The sequence below is a fragment of the Neobacillus sp. B4I6 genome (assembly GCF_050434045.1).
GTDB lineage: Bacteria > Bacillota > Bacilli > Bacillales > Cytobacillaceae > Neobacillus.
Genome location: NZ_JBNPWB010000002.1, coordinates 5,930,494 through 5,944,037 on the forward strand (window position 1 = coordinate 5,930,494; position 13,544 = coordinate 5,944,037).

The window sequence follows — 13,544 nt, forward strand, 5'->3', positions numbered from 1 at the left end:
AACAGCCACATTCCCGAAATGAATGTGGCTGTTTCCATTTTTATTTTGTTAACTGGTGTCAGGCACCAACGTCTATAGGGGGTTCAACTATCTGTTGTCCACAAAGCTCGCAAGCATTGAGGATTAAATGAAATAATGACCTTTACAAAGTTGTTTCATAGGTCTTAAAATTGAACTACATTTAAATTTTTACAATTAGGAATTGTCTGCAAAATAAGGAGGGTTAAGTTTGAATAATGGCATATTAAACAAGTTTCATAGTCTTTCTACCTGGATCTCCAATTTAGCCTATATTAATATTCTTTGGCTGACGTTTACACTTTTAGGTGGAGTACTATTAGGAATTTTTCCTGCAACCATAGCTATGTTTTTTATTATTAAAAGAATGTTTTTGGAGAAAAGTGATTTTAGTATCATAAAGGAATTTACTATACTCTATAAAAAAGAGTTCAAAAAGAGCAACCTACTATTTTTTCCTTTTATTTTATTAGCTATTATTGTCGCTGCTGATATCCGTTTTATTTCTTCTTTGGATTTTGCATTTAATAGCTTGGTAGTTAAATTATTTTATGTATTGTTGTTTCTATTGGCCATGATTTTCTTATATAGCCTTGTCGTTTATATCTATGGCGCCCGTGGGAAAAAAGAAATTTTTAAGAGTTCTCTCTATATATTATTTAATAATCCGATGACCAACCTATATATTTTAACAGGGTTATTATTGCTACATTTCTTGACATTAAAGGTAGCTGGCCTATCCTTATTGTTTTCTGGATCCGTTTTTAGTTTAATCGTTTTAATGATTGTACAAAAAACTGCAAAAAAACTTTATAGTTAGGTATATTGACAGACAATTCAAAATAAATTAAACTAACATCATAGAAAACGATTACATGAAAAGGAAACTTATTTTTATATTTAATCGATTAGATAAGGTCGTAACCAAACCTTTTTTATTTCATTATTCATTTAATCGATTAAATAGGATAGCACATATTGGGTCGTCCTTTTTATTTAACCGTTTAGTTAATCGATTAAATAGAGAATCCAACATCAAGATTATTACATATTTATCCTTTTAATTAATCGATTAATTATAAAAAATACAATGATTTAATCGTACGAGGGTTCATTTTAGAATATTATTTAAACGATTAAATCAAAATGGAGCAATAATTTTTTTACAAATTTAGATAGGAGGTGAGAAAAACTAACTAATTACAATCAAGTTAAGAATACTAAACGAGTAATGTTAGAAATTGAGAATTAATTAGGAGTGTAGTTTTTTGGAAACTAAAAGAGCAAACATAAAGGATGTTGCTAAAAAAGCCAATGTATCAACAGCTACTGTTTCAAATGTAATGAATTCTTCAAGATTTGTAAAAGAAGATACACGAATAAGAGTCCTTCAAGCAATGGAAGAGTTGAATTATACCCCGAGTGCTGTAGCAAAATCATTAAAGGGAAAAGATACGAAAGTGATCGGTTTAATCATTCCGATCCTTCCAAATGATACTTCAGCAGATTTTTTCCTCTCGCTTTCGATTGGTGTTGAAAGTGTCTTAAATAAAGTAGGATACAAGTTGGTTATTAGCAATTCTCGTGAAAATATAAATGACGAACTAGAGCAAATCGATATGTTTAACACCCAATTTATTGAGTATATTGATGGATTAATCATTGCTCCTACTTCTAACCTTGGTAATGAAACTAACGAAGCATTTAATAGATATCCAGCGGTTTATGTCGATCGCAAACCGAACTCAACGAAAAAAGTAGATACAGTATATTCTAATAACTATTCTGTTACCTATGAAGCAATTGAAATGATGGTTAAGAAGAAAAGAAGAAAAATTGCCTTCTTTTCTGGTCCAATCGATGTTTCAAGTACGATTGAGCGTTTTGAGGCATATAAAGATGTCCTTAGAAGGTACCAGATTGAACTGAATGAAGAGCTAATATTTGTAGGGGAGTCCTCCTTTGATGAAGGATATCAAATGGCAAAAGAACTTTTTTCTACACAAGAAGTTGATGGCATTATAGCAGTCAATAATGTTATTGCTATGGGAGTTTACAAGGTACTAAAAGAAAAGAATATCCAAATCCCAGAAGAGGTATCGTTCATTGCTTATGATGATTTTAATTGGATGGAGCTAACAGAGCCATCTATTACCACCATAAGACAACCATCATTTGAGATGGGGCAGACCGCAGCAAGGCTTCTTTTAGAGAGGCTGGAGGATCACACAAAGGAGGCAGAAGAAATTTGTATAGAATCGACAATCGTTCTTAGAAATTCCTTATAGGGTTAATAACTAAACCTAAAAAATGGGCGGAGGTTCAGCATGAAAAAATTTAAAATTTTATTAAGTTTGGTAATGCTTATTGGTTTGATTCTAGCTGGTTGTGGAAAAAAAGAATCTGCAACATCTGCAGATGGTAAAACAACTATAGATTTTGCGATTCATGTAGCGAATCCAAAAGAACAAGAGCCTGCTTTTTATAAAGTAATTGAAAAATTCCAGGAGGAAAACCCAGATATTAAAGTTAACCTTATTGGGAAAGAGCAACAAGAACATGTGAAAGGTATTAAAATGCAATCTCAATCGGATAAACTCCCGGATGTTTTCTGGATGCTGCCAGCTTCAGCAGCTGAGTTAGAGAAGGCTGGTATGTTAATGGACTTAACAGGATTTCTTGATGATAATCCAGATATTAAGAGATCACTAAAACCAAACATGATCAAATCCTTTAACAAGGATGGCCGTCAGTACGGCTTACCATATCAACCACTGATCACGGGCCTATTCTATAACAAAGCACTTTTCGATAAGTTCGGGGTAAAGATTCCTGAAACCTTTGAGGATTTAGCAGAAGCAACAAAAGTATTTGAAAAGAACGGTATTACCACGATTTCAAAAGGTGCTAAAGATGATTACTCTGTATGGGCCTTTTTAACAATGCTTTCAAGATATGGGTACTTTGACAAAATCGATAATATTCTTGCAGGAAAAGAAAGCTATAACAACACAGACTTTGTCAACTACTACAAAAAAATCGGTGAGTTACAGAAGTTAGGTGCGTTTCCTAAAAACGTTACTACACAAACCTATTTCCAAGCCGTTGAGCAATTTTTAGCGGGCAAAGCAGCAATGTTGGATTCTGGTATGTGGGATGTTCAAAAAATTGAACAAAGCCCTATTGGAAAAGATGTAGGTTTTTGGTGGGGACCAACCTTTACTGATGGCGTAGGCGACCAAAAAGTAAGTTCAGTTGTACCTTCTGCTCCGTTGCTGGTTAGTAAAAAAGCAGGAGAGAACAAAGCGAAGAAAGAAGCTGTCTTGAAATTGTTGAAGTTCTACTATGGTGAAAAGGGTACTCAAATTATGGTAGATAACCAAGTAGCCCCAATGACGAATGCCACGGTGAATGTAGATGAAGCTGCACATCCATTGTTTAAAAAGTTAGTTGATCAAGTACAGCTTGAAGGCTGGAACAGTCAACAAAACCAACCTGACCTTGTGGTTCCTGAAGCAATCGGAAGTGCCATGTACGACAGTATTTATGGTGTAATTAATGGAACTTACACCCCAGAGCAAGCGGCAAAAGTTGTGGATGAAAAAATTTCGGCAATTAAATAATTATTAGTAATTGGCTAATGTAATAGATTTGTTTATTGCATTAGCCAACTCATAAAGTAGGTGGAAAAATGCGATGGTTTAGTAATAATAAAAACAAAATAATCCTGCTATTACCAACAATTCTAGTCTATTTAATGTACATTATAATGCCAATAGTAATTGCAACCTATTACAGTTTTACAAGTTTTACAGGTATTGGTGTACCCCAGTTTGTGGGACTGTCTAACTATCAGCGATTATTCAATGATCCAATATTTATAATCGCGCTTAAGAATACCTTTATCGTCCTATTGGTTACCATAGTTATTCTAATCCCCGGTGCATTTTTGCTATCACTATTACTAAATAAGAAAATGAAGGGTGTAGGTGCATTACGAGCTATAAACTATTCTCCTTCTATCATAGCGCCAATCATGGTTGGGTTAATTTGGGTATTTATTTTAGATCCTCAAATTGGCTTGGTGAATACCTTCTTAGGAAAAATTGGTCTCGAGTCCCTTACTTTTGAGTGGATTGGCGGCGATACCTTAACTCCATTTTCAGTTGCCATTGTCCAAAGTTGGCAGAGTTTAGGTTACATAGCCACAATATTTTTAGCAGGATTAACATTAATTCCAGCAGAACTCTATGAAGCTGCTGAAATGGACGGGGCAAGTAAATTCAAGCAATTGGTAAACATCACCATCCCTTTGCTTAATGAAACGTTTAAATTAAACACTATATTAGTTATTACCCTTTGTTTTAAAATCTTTGAAACCGTACTCCAATTAACCAATGGTGGACCAAATCACTTGTCAGATGTATTGGTAACGTTTATGTACAGTACCACCTTTACTTCAGGGGAGTATGGTTATGGGATGTCGATAGCAGTAATATCATTACTCGCGACGATTCTATTTGCAGGTGTTTTCCTTGGAATCTTTACAGTAGGTAAAAGACTAAGTAATAAGGAAGGGGTGTGAGAAGGATGAAGTCAGAAGATACCTATATTGCTCCAATGAAGCCAACGGTGTCACAAGACACTTCGATTGAATCATTGACTCGTAAAGAATCTAGATTGAATAAGCTTTCCAGCATCCTTACTTATGCAGTCACATTACTTGTAATGGTTCCTTTTATTTGGATGATTATCTTATCCTTTCAAGATAACCAGACGATCCTTACAAACCCATTTTCATTACCTGATAGTCTAAACTTCGATAACTATAAGCGGGCCTTTGAAACCTTAGATATGGGCTTGCTATATAAGAATACCTTTATTATTGCCATTGTATCGGTATTCCTCGAAATGATCATTACCTTTATGAGCTCATATGCCATTAGTAGATTAATATATAAACGTGAGAAATTAAAAAATGGCTTGTACTATTTTCTTATTATTGGGCTTGCCATTCCACCGTTTATCTTATTGTTTCCAATCTATCGAATTACGATTTCGCTTGGAATTGAAAATACGTATCTATCACTTATTTTACCGTATATTGCTACTTCGATTTCATTTAATACGTTATTGTTTACCGGCTTTCTAAAAGATTTCCCGGCTGAAATTGAAGAAGCAGCAGTAATTGATGGCTGTAACTTATTTACATTGTGTACAAAAGTGGTTTTCCCGATCATCAGGCCAGTGGTCATGACGATCTTTATCTTTAATATTCTTTATATCTGGAATGAATTCCCTTTTGCAGTCACACTTATTAGTGATCCAGATCATATGACCATTCCACTTGCGATATCGGAATTTAAAGGAAGATACAACATTGATTACGGTGGAATTGTATCAGCAAGCTTACTATTTATTATTCCACAATTAGTGTTTTATGGAGTTTTCCAAAAACACATTATTAAGGGTATGACTGCTGGAGCAGTTAAAGGATAAAAAAACAAAGATATGGAGGCAACTTTATTATGAAAACTTCTAACGGACTTATGCAAAATTTAACTAGACATACGGATGTGAGATCATCAAGGGTTTCAAGTTCTGACCAATCAGGAAGAAACCAAGATTATTGGCTGATTCCACCAAACGAGTCAGTAGTATTAGGAGAAATCGAAGGACCAGGCTGCTTAACACACTTTTGGATGACATCTTTCTGCAGAAAAATTATGGGGCCAAGTATCGTGGATCCAGTTTTAGGCAGTAATGTAGCACCAGTAAATGAAATCCACAATGCGCTAGGTGTTACGTGGGAAGAACAAGATCCATTTTATTACAGAAAAGCATTGATTAAAATTACTTGGGATGATCAAGATACACCAAGCGTTTTGGCGCCATTTGGAGATTTTTTCTGCGTGGGACATTCGTTACCAGGTAATTTTCAATCCGTACCATTCAATGTTTCGGTTAAACCAGAGGAAGCAAATAAGTTTGGTGCGCCCGCTGCCTTAAACTGCTATTTCCCAATGCCATTTAACAAAAAGGCAAAAATTGAAATCGTGAACGAAAACTCATTACCATTTGGTCTGTATTTCTATATCGATTATGAGCTATATAAAGAAGAGTTGCCTAAAGATACTGTCTACTTCCATGCGAACTGGCATCGTGAAAATCCTTGTGAAGGCTGGGGAAATGACCTTCAAGTAAATAGCCCTGCTGTCCAGAGTGTATCAAATCTAACAGGTGAAGATAACTATGTGATTTTAGAAACAGAAGGTAAGGGGCATTATGTGGGTTGTAACTTATCAGTAAATCACTTCCAGGGAAGTTGGTGGGGTGAAGGTGATGATATGATCTTCATCGACGGTGAAAAAGAACCTAGCATTGATGGAACAGGTACTGAGGATTACTTTGGACACGCATGGGGAATGCAAAAGAATGCATTCTTGTATAACGGATCGATTATTCATGAGAGTGACAAACCCGGTTACCAGGTTTCCTATAGATTCCACATCGCAGATCCCATTCATTTCTCTGAAAGCATTAAGGTTACAATAGAGCATGGACATGCAAATCACTTGTCAGATGACTGGTCGTCAACTGCTTATTGGTATCAGACGTTACCATCGCCAAAGCTTGATATCCTTCCAGTGGAAGATAGATTACCGCATGTTGCCCAAATGCCAGTTGTGAAACAAAAGGCTAAGAAAGAACTAAATGAAGAGCAGCAAAAGGCATTTGAATCAGCAAAAGAAAGAGAAGCATTCTATGTGGAAGAGAAGAAGAAACAAATGGAAATTAAATACAACAAAACAAGAGAATCTTCTATTGGAAATAAAGAGCATGCTCAACGTGTAAAAGAAAGCCTTAAGGGTAAATGGAATTAAGATTAATAAAATTCGGGATAAATGTTTCTATCAATCTATATATCAGCTTATATTAAATGGAAATAGGTGATATTTATGAATCGTATAAATACGAAACACTTAGAGGCTCTTGAAAGAGCAAACCAAGAAATTGACGCCAAGAAAGCTAGTATTGCGAAAAGTCGATATAGATTACACTATCACTTTATGGCACCGACTGGCTGGATTAATGACCCGAACGGATTAGTGCAATATAAGGGTGAATATCATCTATTCTATCAATTCTATCCCTACGCTTCTAGCTGGGGGCCAATGCACTGGGGACATGCAAAAAGTAAGGACCTCGTACATTGGGAGCACTTACCGGTTGCCTTGGCGCCATCAGAGTCCTACGACTCTGGTGACGTCACTGGGTATGGCTGTTTCTCTGGTAGTGCAGTCGTAGACGGAGATAAATTGGTGCTAATTTATACTGGGCATGTAGATGGCAACTTGCCACAACAGGTTCAAAATATTGCCACAAGTAACGATGGAATATCTTTTGAAAAATATAGACAAAACCCTGTTGTGGATAACTTCCCAGTCGATGGTACGCATGATTTTCGAGATCCAAAAGTTTGGCAGCATGATGGCAAATGGTACATGGTTGTAGGAACGAAGAAAGAGGGAAAAGGGAAAGCAGTACTCTACGTATCGGATGATTTAAAGGATTGGACATATAAAGGAGTAGCTGCAGAAAGTGATGGCTCTCAAGGAGATATGTGGGAGTGTCCAGATCTTTTTCCAATCAACCAGACGCATGCCTTAATTGTTTCGCCAATGTATGGGACGCAAAACGAAAGGCCTTTTTATGTGATTGGTAATATGGACTATGACCAAGGTATTTTTACTCAGGGTGTGAGCAGGACATTAGATTATGGGTTCGACTTCTATGCCCCTCAGACTTTGGTTGATGAAAAAGGGCGTCGTATCATGATTGGTTGGATGGAAAAATGGTTAACAAAAGTGCCTTCTCAAGAGTTCGGCTGGGCTGGGGCGATGACGATTCCAAGAGAACTTGTCTTGGAAGGAAATATTCTAAAGCAAAAGCCAGTTTCAGAGCTTGCAGAATTAAGATTCGACTACAAGAAACTAGATGCGCTTGAAGTTACAGAAAAAGTGACAGTATATGAACAACAAGAATCCGTTTCAGAGATCAGTCTCGATATTAACCTCAACGAGACAGAGGCTTCCTTATTTGGGATTCAATTAAGATGTTCAGCGGATGGAAAAGAAAAAACAGAAATTCTCCTCGATTTGGAAAATAAAGAGATAGTCATGGACCGGGAGCACTCGGGCTGCGGTGAAAAAGGAATTAGCAAAGCACCACTGATAATGAAGCATGATGGCACCCTGAATCTCCGGATTTTTATGGATACTACATCTATTGAGCTATTTGTTAATGAGGGGGAGCAGGTCATTACTAATCGAATCTTCCCGGAGGAGACTAGCAAGCAGTTTAACCTTTTTACAAAGGGCGGCAAGGTTTCTGTAAATAGTATTGAATCATGGAAGTTAGATTCTGTGTGGAATTAAATACTTCTTTTTGAAATAAAGATAGGGCTCTAATCGAATATATATGATTAGAGCTTTGTTTTTGAACAAAAACAGATATTGAAGGATCTAATAGCACAACATTTCATTCGCGAGTGCTTTTTTAATATTATTAATTTTTTAAAAGGACGGTTGAGAGTAATGACTTTAAATTCATCTGTGGCTTGTATTTGAGAATTGTTAATCGACTTTTTTTGTACAGATGTTGATACTGATTTAGTTGATGGTCAACATTTTGAAAAACAGGCTGGGGGAGCTCCTGCAAATGTTTGCGCTGCTATTTCCAGATTAGGATATGATTGCCTTCAGCAATCGTGTAGGTGCGTTTGTTTGTACGAAAGTGGGTGCTATTTCGGCAATACCGACCCTTGAGGAAACAGTGAAGACCTGTTAAATGCTATTATTTAAACGATTATGTAAAATAAGGAAGTGATGAATGGGTAAGAATATTAAAAGTGAAAGGGGAATGAGTATGGAGTTAACAATTAATTGGAAAGAGAAAATGGCGTTTACTGGGGTTACTCCTTCCGGACATGAATTTACGATGGATGCAGCACCGGAAGTCGGAGGAGAGAATTCAGGACCAAGACCGACGGAACTGCTGCTACAGGCGGTGGCAGGTTGTACAGGGATCGATATCATTTCGATCTTGAATAAAATGCGCCTCGAGCCATCTGCTTTTCATATGGATGTTAAAGGCGAACGTGCCGAAGATCATCCTAAGCGCTTTACAACGATTAACATTCATTATGCGTTAGAAGGAAAATTGCCTGAAGATAAAGTGATTCGGGCGATTCAATTATCGAAAGACAAATACTGTTCCGTCTCCCATTCCTTGAACTCAGAAATATCCGTCAGCTACTCTATTAATGGGGTAAAAGGTGAAAAGACAATATAACATTGAAAGAAGTAACAACCAACTGGTGTTACTTCTTATTTATATGCTTTGTAAAGAAATTTATTGAGTTTTGGGGTCACCTAGTAAGGTTCTATAATGTGACCCAAACCAAGGAATAACAGAGAGTGGGGTCACGTAGAAAGGTTCTACGTGACCGAAACCAGGAATATCAGAGATTACGGTCACGTAACACAAATGGCTCTTCGCCGACTAAATCGTTCTCTTATAACCATCCATAACCTACATCAATTATTCTCCGTCATTAACATATATCGTAATATCGCGGCGAGGCCCGCACCATGCTTGAACTCCCCGTTTATAATTAAAGTCATGACTTCTTCCATGGTTAGCTTATGTAACTCAATTTGTTCACTGCTTTCCAATCGTTGCTCTGTAGCAATGAGGCCTGTTGCTGCAAATAAATAGATTTCCTCGCTTGTTGAACCGGGAGAAGGATAAAAGCTTCCTAAATCCAGCCAATATTACTGCTTTATTGCCTGTTTCCTCCTCAAGCTCTCTTTTGGCGGTTTCTAGTGGAGCATCACTTTCTTTGTCAATCATCCCGGCAGGAAGCTCCCATTGCCAACTCTTTATCGCATGTCGATATTGTTTTAAACAAATAATCTCTTTATCCGCAGTGATCGGCAGGATACATACGCCCTTTGCAAAATCTAAATAAGAAAAGTTCTTTTCCTCTCCATTCGGGACAATGACCTTTTCTATAATCACCCCGAAGCGATCTACCTGTTCTTTAATGGAACTACTAATCTTCCAAACCATACCCATTCACCTCTACATTTCATTATCTTTAAACTATTTTACATGGATTGTGGCTGATTGACTAATTATACCCGACGTGGATATTTATCCCATAATTTGCAAACGATAATCGAAGACGTACAATTTTAAAGGAGAAGAACTTACTATTGAATCAAATACCTCCGTTTCGAAGACAAAGGTCGTATTTATCCCAATTTTCGACAGGACAGCTGCATTTAAAAAACCCATGGATTTCAGCCTTTTTTTCCTTTTCCTATCCAGGATTTGGGCATATCATGCAGCATCGTTACGCGGCTGGGTATATTCTCATTCTCTGGGAGACATTTATTAATGATCGGGCAAAAGTAAACCTCGGAATTTTATATACCTTATTGGGTGAATTTGAAAAAGCAAAAGACGTATTGGATAATCGGTGGTTAATTCTCTATCTGGCTATTTATATGTTTGGAATTTGGGATAGTTATCGGACAACCGTTGATTTAAACAAGCAGTATATATTAGCTGACCGAGAGGACGCTCAGGTCTTGATCATGGAAATGGGAACATTTGATGTCAATTACTTGGATAAACGAAAACCGTCAATAGCTCTCATCTGGTCAGCCTTATTTCCTGGTTTAGGTCATCTTTATCTCCATAATGTTATTACAGGATTCTTTATATTTGTTTATGCGGTAGCCATATGTTATTTGGGGCATATTCCCAAAGCGATTAACTTCTCAATGGTGGGAGAGTTTACAAAGGCTATAAATGAACTAAATATGCAATGGACCCTTTATTTCCCTTCTATTTATTTTTTCATCATTTATGATTCTTATGTTTTAACGATTGAAAACAACAAACTGTTTGAAAAAGAAATGTCCAAATATTTGCGGCAAAAATATCAAAGCAAAGATTTCCTTTACCCTTTGTAGAAAGTGAGTGTTTGTCCATTGTTTGTCATTGTCACTTTCGAGAATAGCATTTTTATTGAGTTAGCTATCACAGCCTTGGAACAAAACGGAATTTCAAATGATAAGATATTAGCGGCCCCGCTCGATAAAAGATCTGAACCGCGAAAATTATTTGATACGATTCATCGGGAGGACGGGTTGAGTCTTTTTGATGCAGCCGCCATGTTAGGAACCTGTTTCATGCTACTTGGGGCCATTTACGGCTATGTATTAAAATGGGGGCCGATTATATGGGGAATTATTGGGGCAGTGAGCGGTTTACTACTAGGATTTTTGATTAAATTGTTACTTGTGAAAAAAAGTAAAGGTGGAGTAAAAAACATTAGATCAGAAATAGTCCTCATGATTCGGTGTGAAGAACATCAATGGGAGTCTGTAGAAAAAATCATCTGGGAAAATAACGCACTTGGGATGACAAGAATAAAGGGGGCCTGACCCCCGCGCTGTTATATGTTTAAAGCGTTAAAGTATTAAAAAAAGACGAGAGGAAAAATCTCGTCTTTTTATTATAAGGAGATATAAGTTTTTGAACTTAGAAAACTGTCTAGCTCCAGCGCCCAGCGGCTAGTGGACTTCGCTCTTTTCCCTACGATAAGTCAACATCGAATCGCTGTCGCTCTTCGTGTTTCCTTTATCTCAGTCAAAGCGCTCCAGTCCATACGCCGCTAAACGGACGCTTCCGCTTTTCTAAGAGTCAGGCACCAAGTGTTTCGTTCACTTGCGCCCCGAGCTTTTGGATTTGCTCGATTATCGTTGTGATTTCTTGAATGGGTTGAAGTAGTTTGCTGTCTTCAAGGATTGATGGGTTAAGTTTGCCGTCTTTGAGATCCTTTAGGTAGAGGTCAATTTGTTGAGTTAAGAGGTTATTTTGTTCAATAATTTCCTGATGAAATCCCTTTACCGTTTCCGGGACATCAAGAGTATTAAAGGATTGTATCTCATTTTTCATCTGTTGGAGTTGTGCCGTGAGTTCATCTGCTGCTGCTTGGTTGTCTATCGCCTGTTTGATAAGTGGAGGAGTTTCAGCGGCAAATTTGTCTAGGGTTGCTGCGTAGCTTGTGGCTTCCTTTACATAATCAAGCGTGTCAGCCGCCGTGTTTAAATAAGAACACCCACTCAGGAGCAGCAATAGACTGGCAGAAAAAACAGTCAACCACCTTTTCATCTAAAAACCTCCGTTTCACCATAAGTATTTTAGAAGAAACAGTTTTTTACGCTCTTCTTATTTATGTATTCAGATACAAAAATAATATTCATTCTAGTGCTTGTAGAACAGGATGCTGTTTCTGAAATTCATCATCCTATTGACTTTATGTATCTTTGTGTCCAAAAAATGAACTTTTTTCCTTGGCTGAATCCAGTATTCGGCATATTCCGAGTGTCACTATAAAATTAAATGTCATAAACATTATGAAGATAGTAAAAAGTGTCGATATTTGATGATGAAAACTATTTTATTGTATTCGCTTTCAATTGGTACACTTAGTACAAGTTCTAAAATAAGGAGTTTCTGATGATGACTAACGACGATCTATTTACCAAAATCGAACATCTTAGAAAAACAATGATTTCAGTGGGGCTATCCAAAGGTTTTACTTCAGTTGAGACGGTAAAACTAAGTGAAAAGCTTGATAAATTAATCAACTTACAAATGGGTTTACTAGAGAAAATATCTGCTTAATTACTTATTATATTTATCCAATATATTCATAATGATTAAGTTTGAAAGAAAAGGCACTAGATACCATGCAGTATATCATGGTAACTCTCTCATAGAGAAAAAGCGTAAAAGTCCTTTGAGGAGGCCTTCTACGCTTTATTTTTTGGCTCAAAAGGTACCGACCTAGTGTCAGTTCCACTTCATTGAAATCAGTCTCTTACTCAACTACTAATATGGATACCCTTTATATGGATAGCTGGTTGGATATGTTACAGGTGCCGGATAGGGTGCTGGGTAGGGGGCAGGTACTGGGTATGGATACCCTCCGCCAGATGACAATGCCCCGCCCGTTAGGCCGCCTAACATTCCCCCTACAAATGGAGCGCCATAACCACCATAGCCAGGGTAGCCTCCGTGATACCCACCGTGGTACCCTCCATGATAGCCTCCGTGATAGCCCCCATGGTATCCATCATGATGCCCAAAGTCGTGATAGCCCCCATGGTGTCCATCATGATGCCCAAAGTCGTGATAGCCCCCATGGTGTCCATCGTGATGCCCAAAGTCGTGCCCCCCATAATGTCCCCCCTGGTGACCGCCAAAATGTCCTCCCATCATTACAAATACATCTCCTTTTTTTGTCAATAACAAATCGTCCTTTTGGTACCCTTGAAAATGGTTACCTTTTGTACTGTATGCATGATAAACGTCCAATGAATGGGCGGATGAACACATTTATGAAATCCGCGATTTGATTTGATATGCATCCTCCTCCAGGTTTC

14 protein-coding genes and 1 pseudogene are annotated in these 13,544 nt (G+C 37.4%); 12 read left to right on the plus strand and 3 right to left on the minus strand.

Going from position 1 to position 13,544, the window contains the following annotated elements:
- The first annotated feature begins 229 nt into the window (after positions 1 to 229).
- The 9 genes and pseudogenes from QF028_RS31415 (at position 230) to QF028_RS31455 (ending at position 9,372) form a co-directional block, all read left to right on the plus strand.
- Positions 230 to 838, plus strand: a complete 609-nt coding sequence (locus QF028_RS31415) for a YesL family protein (protein WP_429471593.1) — start codon at positions 230 to 232, stop codon at positions 836 to 838.
- Between the two features lie 448 nt (positions 839 to 1,286).
- On the plus strand, positions 1,287 to 2,306 hold the full coding sequence (locus QF028_RS31420; RefSeq protein ID WP_214998580.1) for a LacI family DNA-binding transcriptional regulator: 1,020 nt from the start codon (positions 1,287 to 1,289) through the stop codon (positions 2,304 to 2,306).
- 39 nt (positions 2,307 to 2,345) lie between these two features.
- Positions 2,346 to 3,641 carry an ABC transporter substrate-binding protein gene (locus tag QF028_RS31425; RefSeq protein WP_429471595.1) on the plus strand — a complete coding sequence of 432 codons (1,296 nt, stop codon included), beginning with the start codon at positions 2,346 to 2,348 and terminating at the stop codon, positions 3,639 to 3,641.
- Between the two features lie 68 nt (positions 3,642 to 3,709).
- Positions 3,710 to 4,603 carry a carbohydrate ABC transporter permease gene (locus QF028_RS31430; RefSeq protein ID WP_429471597.1) on the plus strand — a complete coding sequence of 298 codons (894 nt, stop codon included), beginning with the start codon at positions 3,710 to 3,712 and terminating at the stop codon, positions 4,601 to 4,603.
- Positions 4,604 to 4,608: 5 nt separating this feature from the next.
- Positions 4,609 to 5,517, plus strand: coding sequence for a carbohydrate ABC transporter permease (locus tag QF028_RS31435; RefSeq protein WP_429471599.1), 909 nt, complete (start codon positions 4,609 to 4,611; stop codon positions 5,515 to 5,517).
- Positions 5,518 to 5,546: 29 nt separating this feature from the next.
- Positions 5,547 to 6,902 (plus strand): glycoside hydrolase family 172 protein, encoded by a 1,356-nt coding sequence (locus tag QF028_RS31440; protein WP_214717875.1) that lies wholly within the window; start codon positions 5,547 to 5,549, stop codon positions 6,900 to 6,902.
- A 75-nt stretch (positions 6,903 to 6,977) separates the two neighbouring features.
- Positions 6,978 to 8,456, plus strand: coding sequence for a glycoside hydrolase family 32 protein (locus QF028_RS31445; RefSeq protein ID WP_429471602.1), 1,479 nt, complete (start codon positions 6,978 to 6,980; stop codon positions 8,454 to 8,456).
- Positions 8,457 to 8,651: 195 nt separating this feature from the next.
- A pseudogene (locus QF028_RS31450) lies at positions 8,652 to 8,796 on the plus strand (PfkB family carbohydrate kinase); the annotation flags it as partial.
- 150 nt (positions 8,797 to 8,946) lie between these two features.
- Complete coding sequence (locus QF028_RS31455) at positions 8,947 to 9,372, plus strand: OsmC family protein (RefSeq protein WP_429472636.1); 426 nt, start codon at positions 8,947 to 8,949, stop codon at positions 9,370 to 9,372.
- A 369-nt stretch (positions 9,373 to 9,741) separates the two neighbouring features.
- Here QF028_RS31455 and QF028_RS31460 read toward each other — a convergent pair whose 3' ends face one another.
- Entirely contained in the window at positions 9,742 to 10,152 is a 411-nt protein-coding gene (locus tag QF028_RS31460; RefSeq protein WP_429471604.1) for an NUDIX domain-containing protein, read from the minus strand.
- A gap of 146 nt (positions 10,153 to 10,298) precedes the next feature.
- Between QF028_RS31460 and QF028_RS31465 the strand changes: the two genes are divergently transcribed.
- Complete coding sequence (locus QF028_RS31465; protein WP_429471606.1) at positions 10,299 to 11,063, plus strand: hypothetical protein; 765 nt, start codon at positions 10,299 to 10,301, stop codon at positions 11,061 to 11,063.
- 18 nt (positions 11,064 to 11,081) lie between these two features.
- On the plus strand, positions 11,082 to 11,537 hold the full coding sequence (locus QF028_RS31470; protein WP_429471608.1) for a hypothetical protein: 456 nt from the start codon (positions 11,082 to 11,084) through the stop codon (positions 11,535 to 11,537).
- Between the two features lie 259 nt (positions 11,538 to 11,796).
- Here QF028_RS31470 and QF028_RS31475 read toward each other — a convergent pair whose 3' ends face one another.
- Complete coding sequence (locus tag QF028_RS31475) at positions 11,797 to 12,267, minus strand: DUF6376 family protein (protein WP_429471610.1); 471 nt, start codon at positions 12,265 to 12,267, stop codon at positions 11,797 to 11,799.
- A 348-nt stretch (positions 12,268 to 12,615) separates the two neighbouring features.
- Between QF028_RS31475 and QF028_RS31480 the strand changes: the two genes are divergently transcribed.
- The gene (locus QF028_RS31480) at positions 12,616 to 12,783 is read left to right on the plus strand and encodes an aspartyl-phosphate phosphatase Spo0E family protein (protein WP_168240888.1); all 168 of its coding nucleotides are present in this window, start codon (positions 12,616 to 12,618) and stop codon (positions 12,781 to 12,783) included.
- Between the two features lie 207 nt (positions 12,784 to 12,990).
- Here the strand turns inward: QF028_RS31480 and QF028_RS31485 are convergent, their stop codons facing one another.
- Positions 12,991 to 13,380, minus strand: coding sequence for a hypothetical protein (locus QF028_RS31485; protein WP_429471612.1), 390 nt, complete (start codon positions 13,378 to 13,380; stop codon positions 12,991 to 12,993).
- Positions 13,381 to 13,544 lie beyond the last annotated feature (164 nt).

Coding starts and splice junctions, on each gene's coding strand:
- QF028_RS31430 (WP_429471597.1), top strand. CDS start 3,710: ATGCGATGGTTTAGTAATAATAAAAACAAAATAATCCTGCTATTACCA.
- QF028_RS31485 (WP_429471612.1), bottom strand. CDS start 13,380: ATGATGGGAGGACATTTTGGCGGTCACCAGGGGGGACATTATGGGGGG.
- QF028_RS31435 (WP_429471599.1), top strand. CDS start 4,609: ATGAAGTCAGAAGATACCTATATTGCTCCAATGAAGCCAACGGTGTCA.
- QF028_RS31440 (WP_214717875.1), top strand. CDS start 5,547: ATGAAAACTTCTAACGGACTTATGCAAAATTTAACTAGACATACGGAT.
- QF028_RS31475 (WP_429471610.1), bottom strand. CDS start 12,267: ATGAAAAGGTGGTTGACTGTTTTTTCTGCCAGTCTATTGCTGCTCCTG.
- QF028_RS31455 (WP_429472636.1), top strand. CDS start 8,947: ATGGAGTTAACAATTAATTGGAAAGAGAAAATGGCGTTTACTGGGGTT.
- QF028_RS31460 (WP_429471604.1), bottom strand. CDS start 10,152: ATGGTTTGGAAGATTAGTAGTTCCATTAAAGAACAGGTAGATCGCTTC.
- QF028_RS31445 (WP_429471602.1), top strand. CDS start 6,978: ATGAATCGTATAAATACGAAACACTTAGAGGCTCTTGAAAGAGCAAAC.
- QF028_RS31480 (WP_168240888.1), top strand. CDS start 12,616: ATGATGACTAACGACGATCTATTTACCAAAATCGAACATCTTAGAAAA.
- QF028_RS31425 (WP_429471595.1), top strand. CDS start 2,346: ATGAAAAAATTTAAAATTTTATTAAGTTTGGTAATGCTTATTGGTTTG.